The sequence below is a fragment of the Gemmatimonadota bacterium genome, from assembly GCA_009841265.1.
Classification (GTDB): Bacteria; JAAXHH01; JAAXHH01; order JAAXHH01; family JAAXHH01; genus JAAXHH01.
Genome location: VXMB01000014.1, coordinates 380722 through 396089, shown reverse-complemented (window position 1 = coordinate 396089; position 15368 = coordinate 380722). Strand labels below are relative to the sequence as shown.

Annotated in this window: 11 protein-coding genes; 2 read left to right on the top strand and 9 right to left on the bottom strand. The window is 63.7% G+C overall.

Annotated features, from left to right (window positions below; genetic code table 11):
- Positions 1–3: 3 nt before the first annotated feature.
- Positions 4–900: a 6-aminohexanoate hydrolase gene (locus F4X08_14285; GenBank protein ID MYD26966.1), complete on the bottom strand. Its 897-nt coding sequence runs from the start codon at positions 898–900 to the stop codon at positions 4–6.
- A 177-nt stretch (positions 901–1077) separates the two neighbouring features.
- A complete protein-coding gene (locus tag F4X08_14280) occupies positions 1078–1284 on the bottom strand; it encodes a cold shock domain-containing protein (GenBank protein ID MYD26965.1) in 207 nt (68 codons plus the stop codon).
- A gap of 345 nt (positions 1285–1629) precedes the next feature.
- On the opposite strand from F4X08_14280, the gene F4X08_14275 reads away from it, so the two are divergent.
- Positions 1630–3054: an aminotransferase class V-fold PLP-dependent enzyme gene (locus F4X08_14275; protein MYD26964.1), complete on the top strand. Its 1425-nt coding sequence runs from the start codon at positions 1630–1632 to the stop codon at positions 3052–3054.
- Positions 3055–3076: 22 nt separating this feature from the next.
- Here F4X08_14275 and F4X08_14270 read toward each other — a convergent pair whose 3' ends face one another.
- The 6 genes from F4X08_14270 to F4X08_14245 all read right to left on the bottom strand — a co-directional run bounded on the left by F4X08_14270 (position 3077) and on the right by F4X08_14245 (position 8237).
- Positions 3077–3904 (bottom strand): SDR family oxidoreductase, encoded by an 828-nt coding sequence (locus F4X08_14270; GenBank protein MYD26963.1) that lies wholly within the window; start codon positions 3902–3904, stop codon positions 3077–3079.
- Between the two features lie 6 nt (positions 3905–3910).
- On the bottom strand, positions 3911–5056 hold the full coding sequence (locus F4X08_14265; GenBank protein ID MYD26962.1) for a Gfo/Idh/MocA family oxidoreductase: 1146 nt from the start codon (positions 5054–5056) through the stop codon (positions 3911–3913).
- Positions 5053–5406 carry a DUF971 domain-containing protein gene (locus F4X08_14260; protein MYD26961.1) on the bottom strand — a complete coding sequence of 118 codons (354 nt, stop codon included), beginning with the start codon at positions 5404–5406 and terminating at the stop codon, positions 5053–5055. Before F4X08_14260 ends, F4X08_14265 begins: the two co-directional genes overlap by 4 nt.
- A gap of 10 nt (positions 5407–5416) precedes the next feature.
- Positions 5417–6298 carry a hypothetical protein gene (locus F4X08_14255; GenBank protein ID MYD26960.1) on the bottom strand — a complete coding sequence of 294 codons (882 nt, stop codon included), beginning with the start codon at positions 6296–6298 and terminating at the stop codon, positions 5417–5419.
- Positions 6299–6354: 56 nt separating this feature from the next.
- Positions 6355–7398: a Gfo/Idh/MocA family oxidoreductase gene (locus F4X08_14250; GenBank protein MYD26959.1), complete on the bottom strand. Its 1044-nt coding sequence runs from the start codon at positions 7396–7398 to the stop codon at positions 6355–6357.
- Between the two features lie 116 nt (positions 7399–7514).
- Positions 7515–8237, bottom strand: coding sequence for a methyltransferase domain-containing protein (locus tag F4X08_14245; protein MYD26958.1), 723 nt, complete (start codon positions 8235–8237; stop codon positions 7515–7517).
- Between the two features lie 257 nt (positions 8238–8494).
- Between F4X08_14245 and uvrA the strand changes: the two genes are divergently transcribed.
- The gene (uvrA, locus tag F4X08_14240; protein ID MYD26957.1) at positions 8495–14257 is read left to right on the top strand and encodes an excinuclease ABC subunit UvrA; all 5763 of its coding nucleotides are present in this window, start codon (positions 8495–8497) and stop codon (positions 14255–14257) included.
- On the opposite strand, the gene F4X08_14235 is transcribed toward uvrA, so the two are convergent.
- Complete coding sequence (locus F4X08_14235) at positions 14254–15363, bottom strand: radical SAM protein (protein MYD26956.1); 1110 nt, start codon at positions 15361–15363, stop codon at positions 14254–14256. The two genes, uvrA and F4X08_14235, sit on opposite strands and share 4 nt — an antisense overlap.
- Positions 15364–15368: the final 5 nt, after the last annotated feature.

The window sequence follows — 15368 nt, the reverse complement described above, 5'->3', positions numbered from 1 at the left end:
GGCTCACGCTCCCAGGCTGTTCAGCACGGCGTCCCAGGCCAGTTCCGAGGCGATCATCCCGAAATCGGTCGTGCTCTTCAGACGCCTGTTCTCCACCTCGCCCGTCGTCGCCGTAAACAGCACGTCCCCGTCCCGCGTCGTGTGAAAAGGCTGGATCGCCCGGGCCATGGACGCGTGGACCTGCCTGCCGATCTGGTTCAGTTCACCCTGGGTCCATTTCTGGTTGGTCACGACCAGCGTCAGCGTGGTATGCCTGCCCACCTGGTCGGACCTGGATTTCGAGCCCCTGGCGAGGCGCGCTTCCAGCTTGTCGTAGGGATGACGATGATCCCGCGTGCGGACCCGGCCTTCGCGGTCCACGATGTCACCCAGGGCGTTCACCACGGTGAAAACGGCGATCTTCGTCGCGCCGATCTCGCGAAAAGCGCCTCCCTGGCCGACGCCCGCCCAGCGTCCCGCGCCACGCCGGCCGTAGAAGAACCGGCCCGGTGACGCCGCCTCCGCGGCCGCTTTTCCAAGCGCCTTGTCCGGATACACGAAACCCTTCCGGTTGAACCAGTCGAAGATGATCGCGCCGGCGACGAGCGGGAGGGGCGGGGGATTGCCCGGCGCCGCCGCAGCGGTCAGGACGGCCCGCACGCCGGAAACGGCTTCCAGCCCGTGCAACGAACCCCCTGCGAAGCAGATGGCGTGGTGGAACTGGTACTCGGATTCGACCACGCCGGGCATGCCGCCGCGCACGTCGACGGCCGTGACGAAGCCTTCGTCGAAAAGGAAGACGGTACATCCGGTCGGGCCTTCGTCGTACTCGGCGAATCCGATGCTCAGGCGGGGGAAGTCAAACTCGAGGGAGGGCGTGTCGAAGTCGGTTACCGGAACAGGCGAGTCTCTGCCGGGCATACGGGCATCTCCAGGGCGCCCAGTGTTCGGGCGGGTCCGTACGGGGTCGGTCCGTTGGCAGCGCGTCCGTTGACAGCGCGTCCGTTAGCACTGTGTCCATCGATACACAATAGCCCGTGTACTGTGCGGATCAGTCCACGGGCTATCACACTTGCGTACTGTGCTGTGACGGCGTCTCTAACCGGACACCTTGGTTACGTTAGCGGCCTGGAGTCCCTTGGGACCTTCAGTTATGTCAAAGGTGACTTCATCGCCTTCATTCAGCGTCTTGAATCCCTGTGCGACGATCGCCGAATAGTGAACGAACACATCGTCCCCATCGTCACGCGCGATGAATCCGAACCCCTTGCGTTCGTTAAACCACTTTACCGTGCCGCGTTCCATACTGACACTCCTGCCCTTCATAGGAAGAAATGGTCTCCCTGACAACCTCAATGAATACACGGCACCGACAAAGACGGTGGGATGCCTGGTCGGTGGTCGCGCATAGGTTGTCGGGGATGAGGATTAAAGGATTTGCTCCTTCGGGCAAATATACGGAAGGGGGGTGCCTTGTCAAGTGATTTCTTAGCCTTCGAATCAAAAACAGGTTGCTTAAAATCGGGCCGTGACGCATAAATAAGAGTATCTCTTCCCCAGCTTTTCATGATCGCCTTCAACCGGATGAATACCGTGCTGGAACCACCCGGTGCAGCGCCGGTTGCGGACGGCTGATTCGGAGGTACTTCCATGAACCCCCTCTTACCGGATCTGAACTTCGATCCGAGATTCGAAGATCCCAGGGAACTGGCGGCGCTCAACCGCAGGGGTTTCCTGGGCCGCTTTCTCGGCGGCACGCTGGCAGGCGCCGCCCTGCTGTCGCTGGGAACGAAATCCGCCCGAGCGTCGGTGGACATGAACGACATGGGCGCGGCGGCCGCGCCCGATGACGAACAGTTCTGGAAACTGGTCACCAAACAGTTCCTGATCCGCCCTGACCTCGCCTACATGAACACCGGAACGCGGGGACCATCGCCGCGCAGCGTCCACATGGCGCAGATCGAAGCGTTGAATCGCCTCAACAACGATTACGTGGATTTCAGGCTAAATCACTATACCATGGACTATGCCGACGCGTTCATGGCCAAATTCGCCGCGTACGTCGGCTGCAAACCCAACGAACTCGCCCTGGCGAACAATACGACCGACGGGATGATCACGGGTACTTTCGGACCCGTTCTCGAACCCGGGGACGAGATCCTCTATACCAACCACTGCCACGGTGCCGGCACGAACCCCGTGCTGAACCGGGCGCACCGGGACAAGCTGAAGGTAGGCGTCATCGACCTTTCCGATCCGAAGCTTCACCCGCCGAAGTCGCCGGACGACCTCCTGAAGGCCTTCGAAGCCGCGATCACGCCACGGACCAAGCTGCTCAGCTTCTGTCATACGAACTACACGGACGGACTGTTCATGCCGGTCAAGGAGATCTGCGAGATGGCGCGGTCAAAGGGCGTTATCACGCTGGTCGACGGCGCCCAACCACCGGGCATGGTCAAGCTCGACATGCACGACCTCGGATGCGACATGTACGCCGGCCCGTCGCACAAGTGGATGCTGGCCTCCATGCAGTCCGGGTTCTTCTATGTGAAAGAGGACATGTTCGACCGGATTCAGCCCGTCACCTCGACCACGCCCTTCGCGGGCAAGAACATGTACGGCGAGGATCTCTCCACGAACGAGCGGTGGCTCGAGCGGATGAACTCGGCCGGCCAGTATACGCGGCGGGGTTCCAGCTGCTATGCAAAGTGGACGGCCGTGAACGCGGCGCTCGATTTCCACAACCACCTGACCCCTGAAGGGATCGAGGCCCGCATCCGCTACCTGGCCGGCAAACTGGCCAACGGACTCCGCAATATCGACGGCGTAGAGGTGTTCGCTTCCGAGGATCCACGGCTTCACGCGGGTCTGGTCCCCTTCCGAATCAAGGGGGTGCCGACACGGGATCTGAATTCAAAGCTGTTGGAGGATTACAACATCTACATCCGCAGCGTGACCCACATGCAGGTCGGCTGGGACGCCAACCGCGCCTCGATGCATATCATGGTCACGGCGGCCGAGGTGGATAAACTACTCGGTGCGGTCGAGGAGATTTCGAAATCGGTGAACGGATAGCCGGGGATCTTCAGGGCGGACTTCAAGGTTGCTCGTCGCTGCCCGTCCTTTCGGTCTTCTTCGTGTCAAGCCGCATCCAGAGGTGCTTCATGATCCATTCCAGGAGGCGGGGCGACAGCCAGTGGAAGAAGACGAAGAACTTGCCATAGAAGGACACCACGACTTCCCGGCTTCCCCGTCGGGCGGCGCGGACAATGGCCGCAGCCACGTATTCCGCGGAGATCGAAGGGGCGCTCATCCGCTGCCCTTTCTGTCTCATCAGGGGCGTGTCGTGGAAGGTCGTGTCGACCCGGGGCGGGCAGAGGACCGTAACGGTGATGCCGTGTTCGGCCACCTCCATGCGCAGGCTGTCCGAGAAGGCCTGCACGGCGAATTTGCTTGCGCAGTAGGCCGAGATGTGGGGCAGCGCGCGCTTACCGGCGACGGATGAGATATTGACGATCCGGCCGCTTTTCTGCTTGATCATGTGGGGCAGCACCGCCTGCGTGCACCAGATCAGGCCGAAGAAATTCACGTCGAAGATCCGCTTCAATTCCTCCGGATCCATACCCTCCACCGGGCTCAGCAGGCCGATGCCCGCGTTGTTGACCAGCACGTCTATACTTCCCTGGGACGCCGCAATCTCTTTCATTTTCTCGAACACGGCGGACCGGTCCGTGACGTCCACGGCCATGGGGACAGCCCGTCCACCCGCCTTCTCGATGTCCGCGGCGATACGTTCCAGCCTTCCCTCGGAACGGGCCGTCAGGACGACCGTGGCGCCTTCGCGGGCAAAGGCCTCGGCCGCCGACTGCCCGATACCGGTCGATGCACCGGTAACCACCACCACTTTGCCACCCATCGAAGCCATGAGCGCCTAACCCTCCCGGTCCTGTTCCAGGGAAACCATGCGGCCCGTTTCGCTGGAACGATACGCGGCTTCTATAATCTGCAGAACACGCAAGGCGTTCTCCCCGTCATCGTATGGGGCTTGCGGTTCTGGAAGGCCGTCCGGGCCGTCCGGGCTGACCGGGCTGACCGTACCGGCCGATTGACCGTCCCCCATGGCCGAGGCGATGAACCGGCCGACGAAGTCCTGGCCGTACCGGCCCCCATATGCTTCGGATTCCGCGACGACGTACTTCAATTCACGGCGGGGCGTGGCGTCCCAGGCCTTCGACGTGCTCTCGACGACGACGGGCCGGTCCTCATCGGTGGGATACCAGGTGATGTTGCCTTCCAGACCGCGGAAACCCAGGTAGGTGTCGTAGCTGCCCGACAGGTACCCGGCCTGGCTGATGGGCAGGAGGTATCCGGCGTGAAGCGTGGCGATCGCGCCGCTGCCCATCCGCATGATTACCCCGGCCGTATCCTCCACGTCGATGGGCTGCTCGTTCAACGTATCCACCATGGCGGTAACGGCCGTGACCTCGTCCCGCGTGACGTACCGGATCGCGTCGATCCAGTGGCAGCCCAGCCAGCTGAGGATGCCGCCGCCGGCAATCCGCTTCCGGAACAGCCAGTGCGCAGGGTCGCGGAAACGGACCTGGGACGTGACCATCCGGCCTTCCACGGACAACAGCTTTCCGATAACGCCCGCGTCGATCAACACCCTGAGATCATTGACGATGGGGTGAGACCGCCAGGTGTAGTAGACCCCCAGGCGAACCCCGGCACCGCGAACCGCGTCGAGCAGGGGCGCCATGTCCGCGCTGCTGGCCGCGACCGGTTTCTCGGTCAGGACGTGCTTTCCCGCCTTCGCCGCCCGGATCACCCATTCGGGATTCCGGTCGTTCGTCGCCAGTGAAACGACGATGGGGATGTCCTCCCGCTCCATGATCCGGTCGAAGGTGGTCCGCCCGGGTTCCAGCTTCGGATGGTCCTCGCGCCGCAACCGTTCCAGCGCTTCGTCATCCTCGTCCCAGGCCACGATGCCCGATACCTCGTCCAGCAGCTCCAGGGTGCGGAAATGGGGAAGGGCGTGCGGATGGGCCACCCCCAGGAAACCAACCTTGACCTTCATCGATCCTTTCCTTCCCCGTCGAGGTCCTGGCCCGTGCCGTACAGGTACTCGTACGTGTAGATGCCGGTATTATGGCCGTCTTTCCAGGTAAACTGCAGCGCGTAGCGTCCGACGGTACTCATGTCGACCACCTCGACGCTCGGATCCAGCGATTCGTTGGCAAGCAAGGTCAACCCGGCGGCGGAGGACAACTGATCCCTCAGATCGCGGCAGGTGGCACAGGGACAGGCCTTACGAAGATCGGCCAGGGCGTACTTTCTTGCGCTGCCGTCGTTCCAGAATACGGTCAGTTCGCCCTTTTCCGGGTGATCGAGGGCAACGTGTTCGGGCGAGGGCGGTGCGGTGGACATGACGGCTTTGTCACTCCGACCCTTCGGCAGGCTGTGTGGTGGCGCTCGGAACTCCGGTTGACTCGGACGCGCCGGACGACTCGGACGCGCCGGGACCAGGCTGCCCGGTTCGCTCCCGTACCATCTCGGGAGATACCGGGTCGGGCGACGTAAATACCCGATCGTCTACGAACTCGAGCACCGCCAGGTCTTCGTGGGACCGCTTCTGGCCGTCCATCCGCTCGCGTTCCGCGGACAACAGGATGTCGCCATGGCTGCGCCAGTCGTTCCACTTCCATTCGCCCCGGCTTCGCTCGTCCTGGCCCTCCCGCAACTGCAGGAGATAGACCCATTTGTCCATGAGACGGGTTTCCCGGTTGATATAGGCCCAGTACTCGTCGCCCGGTGTATTCCCCACCTCATTGAAACTGAGATGCAGCTTGTCGTAGACGGTGCCGTCTACGACTTCCTCGCCATCGTAGGCCAGGTCAACACCCGGGTCCTGCAGCTTGTAGGGCATCAGCAGCCAGTAGGTGTCGTTTATCCATGCGCCCCGGGCACGCTCCAGGGATTGGTTCTGCGCCTCCATGTCCGTGACTTCCGAGCCGTCAACGAACGCCTGCCCTTCCCCCGTATTCAGATTCATCAGGATCACGTGGGACTGCCCGCTTTCGCGGTCGGTCCAGGAAAGGCGGTGCCGACCGTCGTGCTTGTCCCAGTAGTGGGTGCGGAACCCGAAGAACGAAAACCGGATGTACCTGGTGGCGTCCCAGTTATCCCGCCCCCCCATGGCCTCCATTACCTCTTCCGCGATGACCTGGGCCTGATCGGGGACCGCGTCCGCGGTTTCCGGCTCCGATTCCTGTCCGGCGCAGCCGGCGAGCCAGAAGAGGCACAGGGGGATCATCAGCATGGTCGTAATCCGGGGCCGAGTTCGCCGCGGAACCCGTCGCGGAACCCGCCGCGATGTCAGGAAAGGGATACCCATGTCTGCTGCTCCTCCGAGATGGTTATGGCGTCGGCGACCTGTTGCACGCAGTACCCTTCGTGGAAACTCGGATCGGCTTCGACGCCGGACCGGATCGCTTCGACGAAGTGCCGCTGCGGAGACAGCGCGCCTTGCTGGGACGGTACGGACAGCGGCTGGAGGTTGCCCCGCAGCCCCTGGCCGCCCTTCAGACTGGCCTGCATGGTGTCCCGTACGAACTGGAAATGCAGCGCGCCGTCGCTCCCGTGGATGTCGATGTGAATGAAGTCCGTGTACAGTGCGCAACGGCTTACGTGGAACACGGCCTGGACCCCGCCCTGCATCTGGGCGATGAAGGCGCAGGCGTCTTCGAGCTCGGATTCCCGCATGGCGGAGGAGTCCGGCGCGCGGCGTTCGGGAATGAGCGTGTGCATCAGCGCGCACACCCGTTCGAACTCGCCGGCCCACCACCGCGTCATGTCGATCAGGTGCACGCCGAGGTCGCCCATGGCGCCGAGTCCCGCCTCCAGGCGCCGCTCCCGCCAGCTGTGCGCCTTCCGGGGACTCGCCCGGTAACCCATCATGTAGCGGGCGTTCAGGTGGTAGACCCTGCCGATATACCCCTCTTCGAGCAGGGATTTCATGCGAAAGGCCGGACCATTGAACCGCCAGCCGAAGTTGGTCATGTGGACCTTGCCGCTCCGGCGGGCGCTTTCGAGCATGTCTTTGGCCTCTTCGGCGTTCAGTCCGAGCGGCTTCTCGCACAGCACGTGCTTGCCGGCTTCCAGGGCCTCCATGACCATCTGCCGGTGGAGGTTCACGGGCGTGCAGATGCTCACCGCGTCGATGTCCCCGCGATCCAGCACCGCGCGGTAATCCGTGTGGGTCTCTGCGATCCCGTAGTCCTTCGCCACGCGCTGGGCGGTCGCCGCGGTCCGGCTGCAGACGGTCTCGACCACCACGCCGGGGCAGGCCTGGTAGCCGCGGACGTGGTACTGGCCGAATCCAAGCCCGATCACCCCCACGCGCAACGGGTCGGATGCCATGTAAATTTCCTTTGCGTTCTATCCTTGCCCGGATGCAATGAAACGACACTGAATCCTACGGGCGGAGGGGGGTTTTGTCAAGCAGATTGGGGGCTGGATCCGGCCCGGGTTCGGCGCTATCCGGTCCGTTCGGCGACGATGACCAACTGGTTCGTATCCCAGTCGTACGGCCTGAAATCGAGCCCGCCGTGGACCGCCCCGATCGTCATGCCCGCGGCGGCCAGGAGCAAGTCCAGTTCGGTCACCGTGTAGACCCGTATGGATGACGCGTACGTCCGTTTTTCGGCGCCGTTGAGCACGGTCGATTGTGTATGGACTCGGTTGGCCACGGGATCGAATTCGCGCTCTTCGAGCAGGATGCGGCCGTCCCGCCGATGGACTTCCTGGGCGGCGAACCGGCGGACCAGGTAGTCGCGGTTGACGAGCTGGCACACGAGCCGCCCGCCGGGCCGCAGTGCCTCGGAGACCGATTTCAGTACCCTGAAGTTCTCGTCTTCCTCTTCGAAGTACCCCAGGGTGTTGAACAGGCTGATGACCGTGTCGAACTGCCCGGAAAAAGGCAGGAAGCGCATATCGCCCCTTACCCAGGTCCCCGCGGGGTCCCGCTCGCGGGCACGTTTCAGCAGCGGGGGAGACAGGTCGTATCCCACGACCCGGTATCCGCGTTTTCTCAGTGGCGTGCTCACCCGTCCGTAACCGCAGCCGAGGTCCAGGACCCCGCTCCCGTCCGGACGCCCGATCAGGCGCGCGAGGCCATCCACTTCGAGGTCCGTGTCCTCGTGGTGGTCGAAATGGTAGTAATCTTCGCCGAAGTAATCGACGTACCAGGGATTGGTCATGATGATTGCTCCGGCCGTCTGTACGCTGTCGGCAAAGCAGGATCGGCCGCCTGCCGCATCGAGGGACACATGGTCGAAATCCAGGACCGACCGCCTCAGATTAACCCCCGCCGACACGTATTTCAAGCATCTTTTACGGGATCATCCGGGTGTCGTTAAAATACCTTGATTTCTAAACACCCGTATAGCAACTTCCGGTTGCTGTGCCGGCGCGAAACGACCCGATTTTCAAACCCCCGGAACCCGACCTTCTTCCCATGGCCGGAACGACCATACAGATCAAAGGGGCCCGCGTTCACAACCTGAAGAACGTGAACCTGGACCTTCCGAAAGACGCGCTGATCTGCTTCACCGGCGTATCCGGTTCCGGCAAGTCCTCGCTGGCCTTCGACACCCTCTACGCCGAGGGCCAGCGGCGGTACGTCGAATCGCTCTCCGCCTACGCGAGGCAGTTCCTCGGCCAGATGCAGAAACCCGACGTCGACCGGATAACGGGACTGGCGCCCGCCATTTCCATCGAACAGAAAGCCGCCGGGCTGAATCCCCGGTCCACCGTCGGGACGATCACGGAGATCTACGACTTCCTGCGCGTGCTCTACGCCCGGGTGGGGGTGCCGCACTGCACGAAGTGCGGGGAACGGATCGGGGCGCAGACCCTCGAACAGATCGTCGCCCGGATCCTGGCGCTTCCGGAAGGAACGCGGATGCTCGTGATGGCGCCGGTGATCCAGGGGCGCCGCGGCGAGTACCGGGACCTGTTCGAGGACCTGCGCCGGCAAGGCTATCTGCGCGCGCGGGTGAACGGCGAGGTCGTCAACCTCTCCGAAGATCCCGACCTCGACCGCAACATGCGGCACACGATCGAAGTGGTGACGGACCGCCTCGTCATGCGGAACGACATCCGCACCCGGCTGGTCGAAGCCGTCGAAGGCGCTTTGCACCTGGGACAGGGTACCGTCATGGTCCAGCAGGAGGAAGACGGCCGGACCTCCGACCTGCTCTTCAGCACCCGGTACGCCTGTAACAAGTGCGATCTGAGTTACGAGGAACCGACGCCGCAGCTGTTCTCCTTCAACAGTCCGCAGGGCATGTGCGCCAACTGCCACGGCCTGGGCACCATGATGCGGATCGAACCACGGCTCATCGTGCCCGATCCGTCGAAGTCCATCAACGAAGGGGCGATCGAACCCCTCGGCACGATCGCCAATCTCTGGAAACGGCACTTTTACGAAGGGATCGCCCAGCACGTGGGATTCAGCCTGGATACGCCGTGGGAGCGCCTGGCCGAAGAGGCGCGGCGGGTGGTGCTGTACGGACTGGGCTACAAGCGCATCACCTTTACGTTCCGCAACGGAAAGGGCGGCGAATGGTCGCACAAGGACCGGTTCAACGGGGTCGTAAACGACCTCGAAAAGCGGTACCATACGCTCAAGTCCCAGCGGCACAAGGCCGAACTCGAACGGTACATGGCCATCGGGGAGTGCGACCAATGCCACGGCGAACGCCTGAAGCCCGAAGCGCTGTCCGTCACCCTGGGCGGCCTCTCCATCGCCGCGCTGTGCCGGCTGCCCATCCTGGACATCCGCGCGTTCTTCGAGAAACTGTCCCTGTCGGACGCCGAACGCCAGATCGGCGACGAAGCGCTCAAGGAGATCGTCGCACGGCTCGACTTCCTGCTCAACGTGGGCCTCGAATACCTGACGCTGGAACGTACGGCGCCGACGCTCTCCGGCGGGGAGGCGCAGCGCATACGGCTTGCAAGCCAGATCGGCCGCGGGCTCGTCGGCGTGATGTACGTGCTCGACGAACCGAGCATCGGCCTGCATCCCAGGGACAACCGGCGGCTGCTGGATACCCTCGGCCATTTGCGGGACCAGGGCAATACGGTCATCATCGTCGAACACGATGAAGAGACCATGTGGGCCTCCGACCACATCGTGGATTTCGGACCGGGAGCCGGCGTCAACGGCGGCGAGATCGTGGCCGAGGGCCGTCCCGGTGTCGTGGCGGCCAGCACGGCTTCGCTGACCGGCCAGTACCTGTGCGGGAAGAAGTCGATCCCCGTTCCGGTCTCCCGCCGCGGCGTTAACGACAGTTGGCTGACGATCCTGGGCGCCCGTCAGAACAACCTGAAGAACCTGGACGTCCGTCTGCCCGTGGGCCGGTTCACCTGCGTCACGGGCGTGTCCGGTTCGGGCAAAAGCTCGCTGATCAACGATATCCTGTACGCGGCCCTGGCCCGGTCGCTGAACAAGGCCGGCACCCAGCCGGGCGTGTTCGACGGCCTCAAGGGCGTGAGTTACCTGGACAAGGTCATCAACATCGACCAGGCGCCCATCGGCCGCACGCCGAGATCGAATCCGGCGACCTATACGAAGGTCTTCGACGCGATCCGCGCCCTCTTCGCCGAAACCCCGGAGGCCAGGTTGCGCGGCTACAAGCCGGGCCGGTTCAGCTTCAACGTGCGGGGCGGCCGGTGCGAGGCCTGCGAAGGCAACGGCGCGACGCGGGTGGAGATGGATTTCCTGGCGGACATGTGGGTTTCCTGTCCCGTCTGCGAGGGCAGGAGGTTCGACCGTGAGACCCTGGAGGTGAAGTACAAGGGGCATTCCATCGCCGACGTGCTCGGGCTGGACGTGCAGGAAGCGCTGGATATCTTCGAACACGTTCCTTCCATCGCCCGGGTGCTCCGGACCCTTTACGACGTGGGCCTGGGGTATATCAAGCTGGGCCAGCCCGCGCCTACGCTGTCGGGCGGCGAGGCGCAGCGCATCAAGCTGGGGCGCGAGCTGTGCAAGCGCAGCACGGGGCGGACCATGTACGTGCTGGACGAACCCACGACCGGCCTGCACTTCGAAGACATCACCCACCTGCTCGCCGTGCTGAACGCCTTCGTGGACAAAGGCAACACCGTCGTCGTCATCGAGCACAACATCGACGTGATCAAGACGGCCGACTGGATCATCGACCTGGGGCCGGAGGGCGGAGAAGCGGGCGGACGCGTCATCGCCGAGGGAACGCCGGAGACCGTCGCGGGCGTCGCCGGTTCGTCCACGGGACAGATCCTGGCAAAGGCGCTGCGGCCTCGCATGTCGCAAGGACCTCCATCGGCGACGCCGGCGATTCCGGAATCATCGCGGTCTGCGTACCGGACCGCCGGCGCAGACGACCGGACCGCCGGTGCGGACGGCCACATCCGGGAGATCACCGTGCGCGGCGCGCGGGAACACAACCTGAACGATCTCTCCGTGACGATCCCCCGGGACCGGATGACGGTATTCACGGGCGTATCGGGCTCGGGGAAGACATCCCTGGCCCTCGATACGATTTACGCGGAAGGCCAGCGGCGGTACGTGGAATCCCTGTCCGCCTATGCGCGGCAGTTCCTTCAGCAGATGCAGAAACCGAAGGTGGACCACATCGTCGGCCTGTCCCCGGCCATTTCCATCGAACAGAAGTCACCGGGCCGGAACCCCCGTTCCACGGTGGGTACCATCACGGAGATCTACGAATACCTGCGCGGGCTCTACGCCCTCGTGGGCGTCCCCCACTGTCCGGCCTGCCGGGTGCCCATCGGCGCGCAGACGCCCAGCCAGATCGTGGACCGCATCATGACCCTGCCGGACCGGACCCGCGCCACGCTCCACGCCCCGCTGGAACCCGAAGGCGCCGAGGGGTATGAGGTCCTCCTGGACCGGGCCCGCCGGAATGGGTTCATCCGGGTGCGCATCGACGGCGAATTGCGGCGGCTCGAAGAGGACATAGAGATCGACCGCCGACGGCGTCACGAGTTGTGCGTTGTGGTGGACCGGATCGTCATGCAGGGCGACGTGCGCCAGCGCCTGGCCGACTCGGTGGAGACGGCCCTGGAACTGTCGGGAGGGTTGCTGATCGCCGAGGTGGAGGAGCCGGATGCCGGCGGACCCCGCGACATCCGTTTCAGCCGGTACTATTCCTGTCCGTCCTGTGGGAACAGCTACGACGAACCCACGCCCCAGAGCTTCTCTTTCAACCACCGGTCGGGCATGTGCCCCGAATGCGAGGGACTCGGTACCCAGCCCGGGATCGATCTCGACCTGTTGATACCCCATCGCGCGAAACCGGTGCGTGAAGCCGCGGACGCGATCTGGGGTGAAGGCGCAGCCGGTGAAAGTGCCATGGGCGAGCGGTCCCTGCTCGACCTGCTGGAACAGGTGGGGTCCTCGCATGGGTTTACCCTCAAGACGCCGGTCGACGCCTTGTCACCGGAACAGCTCCAGGTGTTACTCTATGGAAGCGACCAGTGGGTGGACGATCAGCGGGTACCCGGCCTGTCCTTCCAGTTCCGGGGCATCTTCCCGACGGTGGAACTGGTCGCCCGGTACGCGAACCGCTTCCCTGAACTGGCCCGTATGTTGCAACCGACGCCCTGTCCGGCCTGTGAGGGCGGGCGCCTCAGGCCCGAGAGCCTCTCCGTGCTGATCGACGGCGTGTCCATTGCCGGGCTCTGCGCCCTTCCCGTCGACCGCGCCATGGACTTCATCGAGAAGCTGGAACTCTCCACTTCCCAGCGTGAAGTCGCGGGCGAGGTGTTGACGGAAATCCGTAACCGCGTGCGCTTCCTGCTGGACGTGGGGCTGGAATACCTGACGCTCGACCGCCGTGCGCCCACGCTTTCGGGCGGCGAGGCGCAGCGGATACGCCTGGCCAGCCAGATCGGATCGGGACTGACCGGCGTGCTCTACGTGCTGGACGAACCCACGATCGGACTCCACCCGCGGGATAACCTCCGGCTGATCGAGGCCCTGGAGAACCTGCGCGATCTCGGCAATACCCTCATCATGGTCGAACACGACCGCGACACGCTGGAGCATGCCGACAACCTGGTGGATTTCGGTCCAGGGGCCGGCGTGTTCGGGGGTAGGATCGTGGGCGAAGGCGCGCCCGGGACCCTAAAGGAACACGAGACATCGCTCACCGGGCGCTACCTCGCCGACCGGCTGCGCATCGAAGTGCCCACGGACCGCCGCAAGCCGGGCCGCAACAGGCTTCGCATCATCGGGGCCCGCCAGAACAACCTGAAGAACATCGACGTGACGCTGCCCCTCGGCCTCTTCATCTGCGTAACGGGGGTGTCCGGGTCGGGGAAGAGCTCTCTCGTCAACGATATCCTGTATCCCGTGCTGGCCTCCACCCTGCACCGCGCCCAGGTCAATCCCGGTCCCCACGACGAGATCAAGGGGCTGCGCTTCGTGGACAAGGTCATCAACATCGACCAGACGCCTATCGGCCATTCCCCGCGGTCGGACCCGTGCACCTACGTCGGGCTCTTCGCGCCGATCCGCCAGCTCTTCGCCCGGACCGTGGAGGCCCGCATGCGGGGGTACGAACCCCGGCGGTTCAGCTTCAACGTGCCCGCGGGCCGCTGCGAAGCCTGCCAGGGACTCGGCGTACGCAAGATCGAGATGCACTTCCTGGCGGACGTGTGGATGACCTGCGAGGTCTGCGACGGGAAGCGCTACATGAAGGAGACGCTGGAGGTGACCTACAAGGGTAGGACCATCGCCGATGTCCTGGACATGACCGTGGCCGAGGCCCTCGAGCATTTCGAGAACGTGCCCCGCATCCGGCGCATGCTCCAGACGCTGTACGACGTGGGACTCGACTACATCAAGCTCGGCCAGTCGGCCGTCACGCTGTCAGGGGGCGAGGCGCAGCGCGTCAAGCTCGCGAAGGAACTCTCCCGGCCGGGCACCGGCAAGACCATCTACCTGCTCGACGAGCCGACCACGGGGCTCCACTTCGACGACATCCGCAAGCTGTTGACGGTCCTGAACCGGTTGGTGGACAAGGGGAATACGGTGCTGGTGATCGAGCACAACCTGGACATCATCAAGACGGCCGACTGGATCGTCGACCTCGGACCGGAAGGCGGTGACCGGGGCGGTCACGTGGTTGCCGCGGGGACGCCCGAGGAAATCGCCGGTTCGCTTTCCCATACCGGGCGGATACTGTCGAGGGAGTTGACGGCGGTCGATTAGACGCCCGCTTTCCAGACCCTTTCCAGGCCCTCCAGCAACCTTCCGATCTTTAACGAAGATTCCGTCTCGCCCCGGCAACTGTACCAGCACCGGTTGCAGTCGATCTTCTTCGAGACCTTTTTGAAGTCGGCGTATCCGGACGATACGGGCAGTTCCGCGCAGGTCTTTATGTCACCGTCGGGGGTCAGTTGCACCAGCCACTTGCCCGCCGCCGTGCAGGACCGTGGTAGGGAATCCTGGAAATAGGCGGGAATGCGGCGCAAGTACCAGGCGGAACTGACGATGTTCCCTAAGCGTGATTTCTGATAAATCAGATCTTCGATCACGGACTCCAGCCGTTCGGCGTGGGCCGAATCCACCAGGTGGGTTTCGTTCCCGTTCTTGAAGTCGCTGTAACAGCTGTAGGAAACCTTCGCGCCCATGGTACGCGCCAGGTGCGCTATGGGTACGACGTGGTCCAGGTTCTCCCGCATGATCACTGTGTTGAAGATCACGTTGACCCCCCGGGCCGTCAAATGGGGCACGAGCGTGGTGATATGCTCGTAGAGACCCTCGATGCCCCGTTCCTCGTCATGTTCGCGTCCGATGTAATTCAACGAAATCGAGATGTGGTCCAGGCCGGCATCCCACAGGGCCATGGCCTTTTCCACGGTCAGAAGAGATCCGTGGGTGACCATGCCGATGTAGACGAATCCCAGGGATTCCTTGATGCGCCTGACCGCCTCGGGCAGTTGCTTGTTGATCGTGGGTTCGCCGCCGGTCAGGGTGACCGTCAGGGGGTTCAGCTTCCGAAGCGCCGCCACGTAATCGTAGTCGCCCAGCTTGCCCGAACGTTTCGTCTTCCAGTAATCACAGAAATCGCAGGTGGCGTTGCAGAGGTAGGTCACCTCCATGTTTACCGCCATCGGTCCGCCCTTTATTCGCACCCAAACGTATTTGAGCAAGGCGCGAAGCTTCGTGGCGAAGGACATGGGCCGCAACAACGTGCGGTCGTATCCGAGATAGCCCGCGTCCGGCTGCAGTACGGGCGGTGCGGGTGGTCCGGGATGCGCGGGAGACGGCGCGATGGGTTCCACCGCCGGTGAGATCTGAACCTGTTCGGACATGAATA

What these genes read in the sequence shown, in the direction of transcription:
- F4X08_14285 (MYD26966.1), bottom strand. Translation starts at nt 900, where the DNA reads ATGCCCGGCAGAGACTCGCCTGTTCCGGTAACCGACTTCGACACGCCC.
- F4X08_14280 (MYD26965.1), bottom strand. Translation starts at nt 1,284, where the DNA reads ATGGAACGCGGCACGGTAAAGTGGTTTAACGAACGCAAGGGGTTCGGA.
- F4X08_14275 (MYD26964.1), top strand. Translation starts at nt 1,630, where the DNA reads ATGAACCCCCTCTTACCGGATCTGAACTTCGATCCGAGATTCGAAGAT.
- F4X08_14270 (MYD26963.1), bottom strand. Translation starts at nt 3,904, where the DNA reads ATGGCTTCGATGGGTGGCAAAGTGGTGGTGGTTACCGGTGCATCGACC.
- F4X08_14265 (MYD26962.1), bottom strand. Translation starts at nt 5,056, where the DNA reads ATGAAGGTCAAGGTTGGTTTCCTGGGGGTGGCCCATCCGCACGCCCTT.
- F4X08_14260 (MYD26961.1), bottom strand. Translation starts at nt 5,406, where the DNA reads ATGTCCACCGCACCGCCCTCGCCCGAACACGTTGCCCTCGATCACCCG.
- F4X08_14255 (MYD26960.1), bottom strand. Translation starts at nt 6,298, where the DNA reads ATGCTGATGATCCCCCTGTGCCTCTTCTGGCTCGCCGGCTGCGCCGGA.
- F4X08_14250 (MYD26959.1), bottom strand. Translation starts at nt 7,398, where the DNA reads ATGGCATCCGACCCGTTGCGCGTGGGGGTGATCGGGCTTGGATTCGGC.
- F4X08_14245 (MYD26958.1), bottom strand. Translation starts at nt 8,237, where the DNA reads ATGACCAATCCCTGGTACGTCGATTACTTCGGCGAAGATTACTACCAT.
- uvrA (MYD26957.1), top strand. Translation starts at nt 8,495, where the DNA reads ATGGCCGGAACGACCATACAGATCAAAGGGGCCCGCGTTCACAACCTG.
- F4X08_14235 (MYD26956.1), bottom strand. Translation starts at nt 15,363, where the DNA reads ATGTCCGAACAGGTTCAGATCTCACCGGCGGTGGAACCCATCGCGCCG.